The organism is Pseudoalteromonas sp. OANN1 (assembly GCF_024124685.1).
GTDB lineage: Bacteria > Pseudomonadota > Gammaproteobacteria > Enterobacterales > Alteromonadaceae > Pseudoalteromonas > Pseudoalteromonas piscicida.
Genome location: NZ_JAMXSE010000022.1, coordinates 70,469 through 84,455 on the forward strand (window position 1 = coordinate 70,469; position 13,987 = coordinate 84,455).

Below are 13,987 nucleotides of genomic sequence, written 5' to 3' on the forward strand. Positions count from 1 at the left end.
CATCACTACTATGCCACTTCCACTATATTTAACCAAATCGGCCACTCACAAAAGGATTTGTCGCCTTTTCGAAGCCAATTGAGGTATTTTCACCATGGCCCGAATGCACCACGACCTCATCAGGCAAAGTAAACAGTTTATCTTGTATAGACTGTTTTAGTTGAGCTGCATCGCCTTTTGGAAAGTCAGTACGACCAACAGACCCTTTAAACAACACATCTCCTACTAAAACCTGTTTTGAGTGTGGTTCATAAAATACCACGTGCCCTGGAGTATGCCCTGGACAATGTCTGACTTCGAGAGCTAAGTTTCCCACCTTAACCTTATCACCATCATTTAACCACTTTGATGGTAAAAAAGCAGCATGATTAGGAAAACCAAACATTTGTGATTGCATTGGCAAGGCTTCCAACCAAAATTGGTCGCCCTGATGAGGCCCAATAATCTCGATATTAAAATGTTCACTTAATTCTGTACTTGCCCCCACATGATCAAGGTGCGCATGGGTAAGCAAGATCATGCTTGGCACTAACCCCTGAGTGTCCAACTGCGCGATAATTTTTTCCGCTTCACCACCTGGATCTACAATTGCAGTGGCTTGTGTTTCTGGACACACGATAACACGACAATTTTGCATAAACGGGGTAACTGGAATTGTGAACACTTGCATGGTTAGTTCGCTCCAAACGACATCAAAACAGGATATTTAAGATACGCATTATCATAAAACGGAGTTCTTGCATAAAGCCACTCCATCCTCGCTTTTGGATCGTTTGCAAATTGCTTGTCTTCACGTATTTTTTTATCGAAGGCTAGCGCCATTGCTGGATTTTGTTTTAGCATTTTTCGCGCAAAAGGTTCAAGTGCATAATTTTCAACATATTCTGTACGTTGGAAAATAGTATTGAACTCCCCCCAAGCAAAAAATGAGTCTGGCGCCTCTGGATGTAGCAAGTGAGTCACCAGCTCTCCAGATTTTTGTGCCGTTGCTACTTTATACCACCCACTGAGATCGACCTTATCTGAGAGCTCCTTAATGTCAAAAGTCGCATTTACTCTAAAGCGCCCTTCAAAAGGAGCCGTATCGAACTTGTAGTCTTTTACTGTAGCTTGGCTTACTTTTTCCACTACCGTTCCATCCGGCAGTGTAGAAACGGTTATTCCATGCAGTTTTAATTTTTCGATCACTTCCGGATATGCAGGTGGAATGTAAAACTGCTCAGGTACATTCACCGTTGTTTTTACTTCCTTCTGCCAATAAATTGGCAGCTTCTCATAGTTTTGTGGCTCGCCTAAGTACTTAGCTTCCAAATGACCAGACAATGCACTTTCAAACTGCTTGTATTGGATGCCTTTAAATTGAATAAAGTCAGGCTCTTTTGCATAGCTGCGTTCAACAACCAATTGTTTAGGTGTGAATTCAGCCTCTTTTTGAACCGCTTCTCGTAATACCTGAATATTGCTTGAAAGGCCACTGATAACGCCATCCATAAACACATAGGTGCCCAGTACACGCTGCTTATAGGGTTTCAATGAGTGATTCTCTACAAGTATGGTAGGCAGCCCCTTTAAATCTCCCCAACCATTTGAAAATCTTGGCGTTGCCACCCAACCAGCTAGCCCTTTTTTAAAATCTCGTTTATCCATCACAAATACAAGCGGACCTGGAATATGCCCTTGAGCGGCAAGCGCTGCATTAATTTGTGGCGAAATCTGATTTTCTAACACCTCAGCTATTGCCGGTGACTCACTTGCAAAAGTTGGGTTAAAACCATAAGTGACATCGTATTGGTAGTCTGCGCCATCCGTTACATGAACATCGATGTACAGATCCGGATTATATTCATTAATCACCTGCATGACCGCCTTAACTCCTGGCGTATCCAATTTAGTGTAATCACGATTCAGATTTAAGTTATTGGCATTGGTTCTAAAGCCCATAACAGTCGGGCCGCGTTGATTTATACGGTTAAACTCGCTGCGCCTTTCATGCCCATCGACGTTGAGAATAGGGATAAAGAGTAAATTCACTTTCGTCAAGATATCACGGCGCTTACCGGTTGCAACATCGCGAAGCAACATAAACATGGCATCTTTGCCGTCAATTTCTCCGGCATGAATACCAGCTTGTACTAAAATGGTTGGCTTACCATTATTAATAACATTTGACTTGTCACCGCCCTGCTCCGTTGCAACAATCATCTTAATCGCGCGATTACTATTGCTAAATCCGATCGTCTCTAGCTTAAATTGGGTCGGATTAGCAGCCACTAGGCGGTCAACAAATGCCATCGTATCGGCGTAATTAGGAGAATCTATCGCACCACTTAGTTCAAAATCAGTCGTTAATGGGCCTTGTTGTTGTAATAGTTGTTCACTTTTGCCCTGCCACTCTATCAAAGGTGGTAAATGACCGCTCATACCTAGCATTGCAGTAAGCATAATAATGCTGGAACTCATCATATTTATCTATTCCTCTGCTTTTATCTGCCAATTATATCAATATTTTAGATATCAGCTTACAATGTGCGGTGATTCAACAAAAATTTGCAGTTAATCGCAGATAACCATAACTTTAGGGATCAAATGAGCGTACAAAAATCAATTTTAATCACAGGTTGTTCTAGCGGGATTGGTTATTACTGCGCTGTGCAATTGTCAAAAGCAGGATATCAAGTTATTGCTTCGGTTAGAAATGCAAAAGACTTGAATAAATTTGAAGGCACAGACATTCAATGTATTTTGCTCGACTTAGCGTGCGAGCAAAGTATAAATGATGGCTTTAACCAAGCTTTGACAATCGCAAATGGTCAGCTAGACGCGTTGTTCAATAACGGTGCCTACGGCCAACCTGGTGCGGTAGAAGACTTGCCTACAGAGGTGTTACGGCAACAATTTGAAGTTAATTTTTTTGGCTGGCATACGCTCACCTGTCTCGCAGTTGAGCAAATGCGTAAGCAAGGCGCAGGCCGCATTATTCATAACTCATCCGTACTTGGATTAGTCGCTCTGCCATATCGTGGCGCTTATAACGCGAGTAAATTTGCACTTGAAGGACTTACCGACACCCTACGTATGGAGCTTTCAGGTAGCAATATTCAAGTTAGCCTAATAGAGCCAGGTCCAATCGTGTCTAAATTTAGAGAGAACGCGAAACACGCCTTTTTAGCGAATATCGATCACGAAAATAGTGTACATCACAATGCATATCAGGCGCAGCTTAACCGCTTAGGCTCAGAAGAAGCACCACAAAAATTTACCTTAGGACCAGAAGCTGTTTATAAAGCGTTGCAACACGCACTGAGTGCGAAGACTGCAAAGCCGAGATATTACGTTACGTTTCCAACCTATTTGATGGGATACTTAAAACGAATATTGAGCAGTAAGATGCTGGATAAAATCTTAATAAAAAACCGCTAACGCTTGCGTTGATAACGAGTATAAAACTAAAAAAGGAGCCTAAGGCTCCTTTTCAATACCAGGTTTAGTCCTAAGACTAATTCTAGTTCCGCTTATTAAGCAGCTAGACCGTCTTTTGCTTTAGCAACTAGTGCTGCGAAAGCTACTTGGTCGTATACTGCGATATCAGCTAGGATCTTACGATCGATTTCAATCGATGACTTTTTAAGGCCATTGATGAAACGGCTGTAAGAAAGACCATTTTGACGTGCAGCTGCGTTGATACGAGCAATCCATAGTTGACGGAAAGTACGTTTCTTAGCACGACGGTCACGGTAAGCATATTGACCAGCTTTAGTTACCGCTTGGAAAGCTACGCGGTAAACGCGTGAACGCGCTCCATAGTAACCTTTAGCTTGCTTTAATACTTTTTTGTGACGTGCACGTGCAACTACGCCGCGTTTAACTCTTGCCATTTCTGATATCCTCTATTAAGCGAATGGTAACATACGATCGATTAGGCCTAGGTCATTCTTATGAACCATAGACTTAGCACGAAGGTGTAATTTACGCTTTGAAGATTTCTTAGTCAGAATGTGACGAAGATGCGACTGTTTACGCTTGTAACCGCCAGAAGCAGTCTTTTTGAAGCGCTTAGCAGCACCTCTGTGTGATTTTAGCTTATAAGCCATTTGCAATAACTCCGAATGATATTGCTTTAACACAATGTAAGTAGGCGGAGATAAACTCACTTGTAGGCCTAGCTTACTACCTAAAACCGGTGAAGGATCAATACCTTACTTTAAAACCGGATAACGCAGGTGGCGTTAGCACTTGAGACCTGCGTTAAATTCGATGCGTATTATGCCGAGATTAAGACTTTTTAGCAATAGGCGCCATCATCATTATCATCTGACGACCTTCTACTTTTTTCGGGAAAGACTCAACTGATGCGATATCTTCCAATTCAGTCTTGATACGTTCTAGTAGATCAATACCAATCTCTTGGTGCGCCATTTCACGACCACGGAAGCGAATTGTGACTTTAGCTTTATCGCCCCCCTCAAGAAACTTGCGAAGGCTACGTAGCTTGACTTGGTAATCACCAACATCTGTACCAGGACGGAATTTAACTTCCTTAACCTGAATTTGCTTTTGCTTTTTCTTTTGTTCTTTTTGGATTTTTGCTTTTTCAAAAAGGAACTTACCGTAGTCCATCACTTTACAAACCGGTGGCTCAGCATTTGGACTGATCTCAACTAGATCTAGACCTGCTTCGTCCGCCATGTTTTGTGCGTCTCTTGTTGAGACAATGCCAGCTTGCTCGCCTTCAGCGTCAATTAAGCGAACCTCTTTCGCTGTAATCTCTTCGTTAATACGATTTTTCTGAGCGTTATTTTGCCCTTTTTTGCCGCCTCTAATGGTACGTTCCTCCAAAAAATTCAAAAGTAAATGCGTGCACCAGAAAAAGTAAAGTACACGCAAGTTTATATTTATAGTCGATTTTTAATCTCTTCGCTAACTTTAACGATGAAATCATCAATCGATAATTTACCTAAATCTTCACCAGTACGGGTTCTTACTGCAACTTCTTGTTGCTCGACTTCTTTGTCACCCACCACTAGTAAATAAGGTATACGTTTTAAAGTATGCTCGCGGATTTTAAAACCAATCTTCTCATTTCTCAAGTCGGCACAAGCTCTTATTCCAAGTTTATTCAACTTTTGTACAACTTCGTGGACATAATCCGCTTGTTTATCCGTGATATTCATGATCACAACTTGTTTCGGCGCAAGCCAAGTTGGGAACTGACCAGCATATTCTTCCGTTAGAATTCCAATAAAGCGCTCTAGTGAACCCAGAATTGCGCGGTGGATCATAACTGGTGTTTTACGCTCGTTACTTTCCGCAACATAAGTTGCACCTAAACGACCTGGTAGTGCGAAGTCTAATTGCACTGTACCACATTGCCACGCACGCTCTAAACAATCATACAGCGTGAATTCGATCTTAGGACCATAAAACGCCCCTTCACCCGGCAGATATTCAAACTCGATGTTGTTAACTTTTAACGCTTCAGCCAATGCAGCTTCCGCTTTGTCCCACATTTCGTCTTCACCAATGCGCTTTTCTGGACGAGTCGAAAGTTTTACAACAATCTTTTCAAAGCCAAATGTCGAGTAAGTGTCATATACCATTTTGATACAGGCAGATACTTCATCCATGATTTGCTCTTCTGTACAGAAGATATGCGCATCATCTTGAGTAAAGCCACGAACGCGCATCAAGCCATGTAGTGCGCCTGATGGTTCATTACGGTGACAACAGCCAAACTCAGCCATACGTAATGGTAAATCACGGTATGACTTTAGACCTTGGTTAAAGATCTGCACGTGACCTGGGCAGTTCATCGGCTTAATAGCATACTCACGTTTCTCTGACTCAGTCGTGAACATAGCATCTGAGTACTTGTCCCAGTGACCTGATTTTTCCCACAAGCCACGGTCCATCATCAACGGACCTTTTACTTCTTCGTACTGATATTCGCGTAGTTTTTCACGAACAAAATCTTCAAGCTCACGATAAATGCTCCAGCCATCATTATGCCAGAATACCATGCCTGGCGCTTCTTCTTGCCAATGCCACAGGTCGAGTGCTTTACCAATTTTACGGTGATCACGCTTTTCAGCTTCTTCTAAACGCTTAAGATACGCCTTTAGCTGCTTCTTGTCAGCCCAAGCTGTACCATAAATACGCTGTAACATCTTGTTTTCTGAATTGCCGCGCCAATATGCGCCCGCCACTTTCATAATCTTGAAGTGGTGACAGAACTTCATATTTGGTACGTGCGGACCACGACACATATCAACATATTCTTCGTGGTGATATAAACCTGGACGGTCATCTTTCGCGATATTCTCGTCTAGGATTTCCATCTTATAGGTTTCACCGCGTGCTGCAAATGCATCGCGCGCTTCTTGCCAGCTCACCTTTTTCTTTACTACGTCGTAGTCGGTTTTTGCCAACTCCAACATGCGCTTTTCAATCGCTTCAAGGTCTTCTTGAGTAAGCGAATGCTCTAGGTCAACATCGTAATAGAAACCGTTGTCGATGGTAGGACCAATCGCCATCTTAGCTTCTGGGAATAATTGTTTTACAGCGTGACCAATCAAGTGCGCACACGAGTGACGAATAATCTCAAGACCGTCGTCGTCTTTTGCGGTGATGATTTCAAGCGCTGAGTCATTTTCGATGAGGTCACAAGCATCAACACGAACGCCATTTACACGGCCAGCAATCGTTGCTTTTGCAAGGCCAGGACCGATGTCTTGAGCGACTTCTAGAGTAGTGACAGGGTTTTCAAAAATACGCTGACTGCCGTCAGGAAGAGTAATAACTGGCATGATAAATCCTATTTACAGTGGTGACACCTACGATGCATCACATGTATTTAATTAATTTTAAAGTGTGCCTATCAACGCTTTTACGAATAAGCATTGTCTTGCGCGAATTATCGCGGCTCATCCGAGGACTTTCGAATAAGAATCACTATTCTCGCGTGTTACTTGGCTAAGTGCAAGCCTAGAGCTAAAATTAATCTATTAATTTACAAAAACTATTTTGGGATTATTCGTGGCCAAAAAGCGCTATCGGTTTGCAACCTTTAATCTACTAAATTTTGCAGCGCCGCCTTATTCGTTTTATCAACTTCATGAGCACTATAATGAAACACAGTGGCAAACCAAAACTCAGTTTATTACGGGACTCATTCAGCATATAAATCCCGATGTCATTGTATTTCAAGAAGTCTTCTCACCCGATAGCTTACAGATGCTGTGCGAAGACTTGGGTCTTGTTCACTTTGCCACAGTCGATGCGCCTAGTCCTGATCACGTATACCCATCGGTATTGTTTAAACCCGTGGTCGCTATTGCATCAAAACTACCATTTAAATCCTTTGCGCCGTTAGAGCCCTGCCCCGAGTTACTTGAATACCTTAATAATCAACATCAATTTAAATTCAATCGCACCCCAATAAAATGTAAGTTCGACATTCCAGGCTTCGGGTTACTCGCGTGTTATGCCGTGCACTTTAAGTCTCAACGCGTGCATTCAATGGCCCACATGCTGGGAGATTCCAATCAAGACGACCCGCTACTTACATTACTTCACGAAACCGTAGGTACGATGCAGTCACAGATCTCACGTTCACTCGAAGCTTCTATCATTTATTACGATGCATTAAAAACACAAAGAGAGAAACAGGCTGCAACGTTGGTGATGGGCGACTTTAATGATGCATTGGACAGCCCAGCATTATCTTTTATGACGCAAGCCTTTCCACCCGTCCTTGCTAGTAATGGCTTTGACAGTGTCGGGTTGTTCGACAGTTTTCTTTACGCCGACAACAACCATAAAGAAAAGCCAGCCAGTCATTACTATCAAGGTGAAGGTAACGTACTTGATTACATTCTTTGTTCAAAAGAGTTCAATCCCAACCGAGAAACGCCCAGAGTGAAGTCGTTACATTACTACAGTTACGATGCTCACCTTGATCCGAAGCGTATGGACGAAGATATTTGCTATTCTGACCATGCAGCGATAGCAATAGAAATAACACTGTGAGATAATTCAATTTTTGCATAATCTGGACACGAAAATGAGAACACTTGGGGTTGAAATTTCAGGCAGCGAAGCTCTGCTTTGTATGCTAACGAAAGAAGATGATGTTTTTGATATCAGAGACATTCGTCAGCGCCGCTTTACGTTAAGTAACCAAGGGACAGAACTTGATGAAATGCGCAAGTTCCAATTCGACTTTGCAAAACTAGTAGAAGATTACGGCGTAGATTCTATCGCCATTCGTCAGCGCCCACACAAAGGTAAATTCGCAGGTAGTGCGGCTGGTTTTAAAATGGAAGCTGCAATCCAGTTAATTTCAGGTGTGGACGTGCAGTTACTATCTAGCACTGAAGTTAAAGAGCAATTAAAAAGAAACCCAATTCCTGTTGACTATGAAGACACTGGGTTGAAAAAGTTTCAAGAGCAAGCTTTCATCAATGCCTATGTTTATATTCTTCGTAAAACATACGGCAAAGAAGAATAATCATATCAAGGGCCAGCAGTTACTTAGCTACTGGCCTTTTTATTTGCTTCCACATTTATCTCCCCTGTAAATAATTCAAATATAAAATACTTATAAAAAATTTGCTTTTATTTGATTCAGCCCTCCTTACTTTTATGCTATTAATATAACCGTAATAAACCGCAAGGAGTGGATTTAGGTGTTACCTCAACAATATGGAAAAGCCGTTATTTTTTGCGCATGTTCGCTGATATCCGTACCAGCATTTGCAAATTCAAGCGCTAACCCTGCTTCTTTAATCTTTGGTGTTAACTCAGATAAGCGTGTGTTTGAAAACACACAGTCACTTGAAAGCCAAATTCCAGTCAAAGGGCATTTAGATAGTAGCTCAGCAAACATTCAATATGCAGCAACTTATCATTCTATTGTCGGCAATTATTTTGAAGCGGAAAAACTCACCTCTGGGGTGATCAATCCAGATATGTTGCTAAACGATTATCGGCTAGTTCCTGCGCTAGAAATCATAGAACAAAAGGCTGCTGACACGCGTATCACTATGGTAAACGAGGCGTATCATAATGCTAAACACCGAGCGCTAACGATTGCCCTATTGAAGCCTTTATATGAACAAGGCTATCGCTACCTTGCATTAGAAGCGCTCACTCCACAGGTAAGCGTTGAGCAGCAAATCAATAAACACGGCTATACAACATACGAGCATGGGATCTACACCATGGAAGCGACTTACGCGAGCTTGATATTTGAAGCCAAATCACTTGGCTACGAGATTATTAGTTACGATCACGATTCACAACAAGGTAGAGCCAAAGCCGCAGCTGAACACTTAAAAGAAAAGGTATTTGATAACAATCGTGATGCAAAACTACTCGTTCATCTAGGATTTTCTCAACTAGATGAGCAAAACCAACTGGCGAGTGAACTCAAACAAACATTGACAATTAATCCACTCACCGTTGATCAGGTTCGCTTATCTGAGGTTCAATCAGTGAGTGGCAATACTCCTTTGCTGCTTGCACGAGTAGCAAGCCAATCTCAGCACTACTCTTCAGATCCGCAACGATTTGATCTTTCTGTAACTTGGCCCAGAACCACGATAATCAATAATAGGCCAAGCTGGCTCTCCTCAACGTTTGATCTACAACAACAATCACTCGGTGTATGTAAAGAGGTTTTTCCATGCTATTTAGAACTGTCATTTTTTGTCGATGAAGGTAAAAAACTAGTCCCAATCGACAAAATTATAGTAGAAAAGCCACATGATCAGGTCTATTTAAAGCACTATTCTACGCCACTGACTTTGAGTAGTTATAATGCTGTCACTGGTGAGCTCATTACACAAAAACAACTCAACCAAAAACAGCTATAATTATTCGTGCAAATTGAGCACCAATCTGTGACTCGCGCATTTCATACTATCAAGGTAGACTAGCTTCTGAACAAATTTAGGGATCATCCATGTATCGAGTATTTGAACGCTTTACCAAGCCCTTTCCCGAGCAAGAAGTTGGTCAGCCACCACAAGGTTTGTTGGCTTTCTGTCGCTTCTACACTAAGGGAATGGAATTACCCTTGCTATTTATGTCGCTAAGTGCCGCGATCCTCGCAATTTTGGAAGTAACATTATTTGGCTTTATGGGTGATTTAGTTGACTGGCTCTCAACTTATACACCACAAACTCTGTTTGAAGCCAAGCAAACCGAGTTAATTCGAATGTCTGTGATCACGTTAGTGGCATTGCCACTGTTAGTCTTTTTTCACAGCGCCATTTTACATCAGAGTTTATTGGGTAATTACCCAATGGCTATTCGCTGGCAGGCACATCGCTACTTGCTAAAGCAGTCTATGACATTCTATCAAGACGAGTTTGCAGGACGTATTGCAACTAAAGTGATGCAAACCGCCCTAGCCGTGCGCGAATCAGTCATGAAACTACTCGATGTGCTGGTATATATTTTAGTGTACTTCACCGCAATGCTCGCGCTTGTTGCAAGCAGTGATATACGTTTGATGATCCCGCTGGTTATTTGGCTTGGCTGCTATATCTGTTTCCAATTTTATTTTGTTCCTAAGTTAAAACGTGTTTCTAGTGAGCAGGCTGACGCGCGCTCAGAAATGACAGGAAGAATAGTTGATAGCTACACCAATATTTCAACCGTAAAGCTTTTCTCTTATACCAAACGAGAAGAAGAATATGCTAGAGATAGCATGGATGTATTTATTCAACCTGTATATAAGCAAATGCGCTTAGCAACTAGCTTAAACGTTAGTATTCAGGCCTTAAATTATCTTTTGGTATTTTCCGTCGCGGCACTTTCCATCTATTTATGGTCTTTCAATGCGATAACCGCTGGTGCAATCGCAATTACAGTAGGCTTAGCCTTACGACTAAATGGTATGGCGCAGTGGATAATGTGGGAAATTAGCGGCCTATTCGAAAATATTGGTACAGTTGCAGACGGCATGAACACGCTCTCAAGACCGCTTGATATTGTTGACCAACAAACAGCGCCACAGTTAGATTTTAAAGCCGGAAAAATCGACTTTTGTAACACTACCTTCGCTTATAAACGTAAAGATACAGCGAGGCAACATAACGTCATCGACAACCTGAACCTGCATATCAAACCCGGCGAAAAAATTGGTGTGGTTGGCCGCTCAGGAGCAGGTAAATCGACCTTAGTGAACTTACTATTGAGATTCTACGATACTGACGGCGGCAGCATCGAAATTGATGGCCAAAATATTGCGAAAGTAAAACAGGAAAGCTTACGACGTCATATCGCCATGGTGACGCAAGATACTTCTTTGCTCCATCGCAGCGTGCGTGACAATATTCTTTATGGTCGCCCTGATGCATCAGAAGAAGAATTAATAGCCGCAACAAAAGAAGCGCAGGCTTATGATTTTATCCAAGACTTAGAAGACAGTCACGGTAATACTGGCTTTGACGCACAAGTAGGTGAACGCGGTGTGAAACTATCAGGTGGCCAACGCCAACGTATCGCCATTGCCCGTGTATTACTAAAAAATGCGCCAATTTTAATTTTAGACGAAGCCACTTCAGCCTTGGATTCTGAGGTTGAGCAAGCTATCCAAGAGAGCTTAGATGCACTGATGGAAGGTAAAACCGTTATTGCAATTGCCCATAGGTTATCCACGATTGCACAAATGGACAGATTAATCGTTATGGATGAAGGTCGGATAGTAGAAGAAGGAAGCCATCAATCCTTGCTAGCTTTAGGTGGTATTTACGCCAAACTGTGGTCGCATCAAACCGGTGGATTTATTGGGGTTGAGTAACGCCATTACAAAATAGCGAGACCGCCTTTTCAACTAATATATCAAGCTCTGCTTCTGGAAGCGGAGCTTGCCATTTTATTGCGCGTTCCCAATAGCCTAGCTTTTTCAGTGCGCCCCAAAAGTACGCTGCGGCAAAGTCCGCATCAAAACTACCAAGACACCCTGAATTCGCAGCATCTTCGAACCATTGGATCATCGCGGCTTCACAATGACTAAACTTTTCATTTAAATTCTGTGCTTGCTCAAAGCTACGCATCGATTCAATCATCACAATACGCGACAAACGCATATAATCCTCGTCATTCAACAAAGTCATTGCGCTTTTCGCAAGATGTTGCAGTTGCACTGAAAAGTCATAGTTTGGGATAAATTGTATCGCTGTTATCGGCTTAATTCGCTCAATTAACAGCTCAACAACGGCATCAAAGAGCTCGTCTTTGGTCGAGTAATGCTTGTATAACGTGCGCTTTGATACTTCCGCTGATTGACTGATCGACTCCATCGTCGTCGCCTGCAAGCCTTTTTGAGCGAACTCTTCTATCGCTGCACATAAAATTGACTGCTGTTTTGGTGAAAGTTGCGTCATTTACTTATTCTGTCTTTAATTAATAGTGGGAAAAGCGAGCCATTGATAGCTGCTACTCACATGGTCAGTTGTATACCGAGAATCACCTCTCTATACAGAGATAAGCCTTCTTCGTAATAAATCAACATTCCCTTTATTTTAATCAATAAAGTCGTTAATAAAAAGTACACATGATCGTATACCTAAATTGAAGAAAAGTACACGCAACCGTTTACCTTTTATTTCTTTAAGTATACACTACCGTTTACTTGTTTAATTGTCGAACAAATAGCCTTTACTTTGGTGTGGTTAAGGTATGAAATGAACTCACTTGACTGATTGCATCCAGTTGAGTGTGCGTTATTAAAGGCAAATTGCAAGGTAGTTCCCCGTCAAAGCCGGGGCAGCATAAAATGATAATATAGGAATTGGAGTGTTCATGTATCCAGCATCAATACGCAGTCGTGTTAAACACCTATCTTTTTTAATGCTCACGTTAGGCACTTTGTCAGCGTGTTCAGAAGCACCACAGCAAGGGGGCCATGCAATGCCACCTGCGCAAGTGAGTGTACAACAAGTTACTACTCAATCAGTGCCTTTCGATATCGAACTTCCGGCCACTCTCGCGGGTGATAAAGAAGTCGAAATTCGCTCTCGAGTTTCTGGGATCATCGAATCTCGCAACTTTGAGGAAGGTCAGTTTGTAAAAGCTGGTCATTCATTATTCACCATCGAGCTTAAACCTTTTGAATTAGCGGTAGAAAAAGCGCAGGCAGCACTTCAGGCAGCAAAAGCAAATGTTGATCAAACTAAGCGCGAGAGCGAAAGGCTTGAGCGTTTGAAGAACGAGCGTTCAGTATCAAAGCGCGACTTTGATAACTCAGTATCGGCTTACGATATTGCAGTTGCGAATTTAGAATCTGCAAAAGTCGCGTTGAGTGAAGCTAAGCTGGACCTTGAATACGCCAAAGTTGAAGCACCAGTTTCTGGTATTGTGGGTCGTGAGCTGATGTCAGAAGGCAGCTATGTTTCCGGTCCGAGTGTACTATTAACTGAACTTACCGACATCAGCACCATTCGTGCTCGCTTTGGCTTTTCAGAGCGTGAGCAGCTTACAATGCGCCAAGATGTAGAAAATGGCTCATTGTCATTACCGGAAAACAATGAATTTGATACTACGATTATTCTGCAAGATGGTTCACTGTACGGACAAGCTGGTAAAGTAAACTTTAGCGACGTCCGGGTAAACCGCTTTACGGGTACCAGTGAGTTACAAGCTCGTATTCCTAATGAAAATGGCGAGTTAAGACCGGGTCAGTTTGTGCGAGTTAAGCTATCTGGTGCGGTACGCAATAATGCCGTTGTACTTCCGCAAAGAGCGGTACTAGACAATGGTACGGGGAAATTTGTGTACATTGCTACCAAAAATGAACAAGGTGCAACCGTAGCCCTACCTGCGCCGGTCAAAGTTGGTGAATGGGTCAAGCTTAATAATGAAAATATGTGGGTTATTCGCGAAGGCTTAAAAGAAGGTCAACCTGTCATCGTTGAAGGTATGGCGAGGATCTTCTTCCCTGGTATGCCAGTATCTGTGAGCGAGCAAGGAGAATAATCTG

The 13,987-nt window shown here is 42.3% G+C and carries 13 protein-coding genes; 6 read left to right on the forward strand and 7 right to left on the reverse strand.

Translation table 11 applies throughout. The features are described 5' to 3' along the window. Nucleotides 1-28: 28 nt before the first annotated feature. Together NH462_RS17225 and NH462_RS17230 are read right to left on the reverse strand one after the other, a co-directional pair. Nucleotides 29-670: an MBL fold metallo-hydrolase gene (locus NH462_RS17225; RefSeq protein WP_253106821.1), complete on the reverse strand. Its 642-nt coding sequence runs from the start codon at nt 668-670 to the stop codon at nt 29-31. A gap of 2 nt (nt 671-672) precedes the next feature. Then, nucleotides 673-2,460 carry a M14 family metallopeptidase gene (locus NH462_RS17230; RefSeq protein ID WP_253106836.1) on the reverse strand — a complete coding sequence of 596 codons (1,788 nt, stop codon included), beginning with the start codon at nt 2,458-2,460 and terminating at the stop codon, nt 673-675. Between the two features lie 126 nt (nt 2,461-2,586). On the opposite strand from NH462_RS17230, the gene NH462_RS17235 reads away from it, so the two are divergent. Beyond that, nucleotides 2,587-3,420, forward strand: a complete 834-nt coding sequence (locus NH462_RS17235; protein ID WP_253106822.1) for an SDR family oxidoreductase — start codon at nt 2,587-2,589, stop codon at nt 3,418-3,420. 95 nt (nt 3,421-3,515) lie between these two features. Here the strand turns inward: NH462_RS17235 and rplT are convergent, their stop codons facing one another. From rplT to thrS, 4 genes are all read right to left on the reverse strand, one after another. Further along, nucleotides 3,516-3,875 (reverse strand): 50S ribosomal protein L20, encoded by a 360-nt coding sequence (gene rplT, locus NH462_RS17240; RefSeq protein WP_010376973.1) that lies wholly within the window; start codon nt 3,873-3,875, stop codon nt 3,516-3,518. A gap of 15 nt (nt 3,876-3,890) precedes the next feature. Then, nucleotides 3,891-4,091, reverse strand: a complete 201-nt coding sequence (gene rpmI / locus NH462_RS17245) for a 50S ribosomal protein L35 (protein WP_010604868.1) — start codon at nt 4,089-4,091, stop codon at nt 3,891-3,893. A 181-nt stretch (nt 4,092-4,272) separates the two neighbouring features. Then, nucleotides 4,273-4,836, reverse strand: coding sequence for a translation initiation factor IF-3 (infC, locus tag NH462_RS17250; protein ID WP_017217300.1), 564 nt, complete (start codon nt 4,834-4,836; stop codon nt 4,273-4,275). Nucleotides 4,837-4,892: 56 nt separating this feature from the next. Then, the gene (gene thrS / locus NH462_RS17255) at nt 4,893-6,803 is read right to left on the reverse strand and encodes a threonine--tRNA ligase (protein ID WP_017217299.1); all 1,911 of its coding nucleotides are present in this window, start codon (nt 6,801-6,803) and stop codon (nt 4,893-4,895) included. Nucleotides 6,804-7,032: 229 nt separating this feature from the next. Between thrS and NH462_RS17260 the strand changes: the two genes are divergently transcribed. The 4 genes from NH462_RS17260 to NH462_RS17275 all read left to right on the forward strand — a co-directional run bounded on the left by NH462_RS17260 (nt 7,033) and on the right by NH462_RS17275 (nt 11,806). After that, on the forward strand, nt 7,033-8,025 hold the full coding sequence (locus NH462_RS17260) for an endonuclease/exonuclease/phosphatase family protein (protein ID WP_010604870.1): 993 nt from the start codon (nt 7,033-7,035) through the stop codon (nt 8,023-8,025). Between the two features lie 34 nt (nt 8,026-8,059). Beyond that, nucleotides 8,060-8,506, forward strand: a complete 447-nt coding sequence (locus NH462_RS17265) for a DUF3010 family protein (RefSeq protein WP_010376968.1) — start codon at nt 8,060-8,062, stop codon at nt 8,504-8,506. 178 nt (nt 8,507-8,684) lie between these two features. After that, complete coding sequence (locus NH462_RS17270; protein ID WP_253106823.1) at nt 8,685-9,872, forward strand: hypothetical protein; 1,188 nt, start codon at nt 8,685-8,687, stop codon at nt 9,870-9,872. Nucleotides 9,873-9,961: 89 nt separating this feature from the next. Continuing rightward, a complete protein-coding gene (locus tag NH462_RS17275) occupies nt 9,962-11,806 on the forward strand; it encodes an ABC transporter ATP-binding protein (protein WP_253106824.1) in 1,845 nt (614 codons plus the stop codon). Here the strand turns inward: NH462_RS17275 and NH462_RS17280 are convergent. Then, a complete protein-coding gene (locus NH462_RS17280; RefSeq protein WP_039495771.1) occupies nt 11,790-12,392 on the reverse strand; it encodes a TetR/AcrR family transcriptional regulator in 603 nt (200 codons plus the stop codon). The genes NH462_RS17275 and NH462_RS17280 overlap by 17 nt on opposite strands. A 418-nt stretch (nt 12,393-12,810) precedes the next feature. Here NH462_RS17280 and NH462_RS17285 point away from each other — a divergent pair, with 418 nt between their 5' ends. Further along, complete coding sequence (locus NH462_RS17285) at nt 12,811-13,983, forward strand: efflux RND transporter periplasmic adaptor subunit (protein ID WP_039495769.1); 1,173 nt, start codon at nt 12,811-12,813, stop codon at nt 13,981-13,983. Nucleotides 13,984-13,987 lie beyond the last annotated feature (4 nt).

What these genes read in the sequence shown, in the direction of transcription:
- NH462_RS17225 (WP_253106821.1), bottom strand. Translation starts at nt 670, where the DNA reads ATGCAAGTGTTCACAATTCCAGTTACCCCGTTTATGCAAAATTGTCGT.
- NH462_RS17230 (WP_253106836.1), bottom strand. Translation starts at nt 2,460, where the DNA reads ATGAGTTCCAGCATTATTATGCTTACTGCAATGCTAGGTATGAGCGGT.
- NH462_RS17235 (WP_253106822.1), top strand. Translation starts at nt 2,587, where the DNA reads ATGAGCGTACAAAAATCAATTTTAATCACAGGTTGTTCTAGCGGGATT.
- rplT (WP_010376973.1), bottom strand. Translation starts at nt 3,875, where the DNA reads ATGGCAAGAGTTAAACGCGGCGTAGTTGCACGTGCACGTCACAAAAAA.
- rpmI (WP_010604868.1), bottom strand. Translation starts at nt 4,091, where the DNA reads ATGGCTTATAAGCTAAAATCACACAGAGGTGCTGCTAAGCGCTTCAAA.
- thrS (WP_017217299.1), bottom strand. Translation starts at nt 6,803, where the DNA reads ATGCCAGTTATTACTCTTCCTGACGGCAGTCAGCGTATTTTTGAAAAC.
- NH462_RS17265 (WP_010376968.1), top strand. Translation starts at nt 8,060, where the DNA reads ATGAGAACACTTGGGGTTGAAATTTCAGGCAGCGAAGCTCTGCTTTGT.
- NH462_RS17275 (WP_253106824.1), top strand. Translation starts at nt 9,962, where the DNA reads ATGTATCGAGTATTTGAACGCTTTACCAAGCCCTTTCCCGAGCAAGAA.
- NH462_RS17280 (WP_039495771.1), bottom strand. Translation starts at nt 12,392, where the DNA reads ATGACGCAACTTTCACCAAAACAGCAGTCAATTTTATGTGCAGCGATA.
- NH462_RS17285 (WP_039495769.1), top strand. Translation starts at nt 12,811, where the DNA reads ATGTATCCAGCATCAATACGCAGTCGTGTTAAACACCTATCTTTTTTA.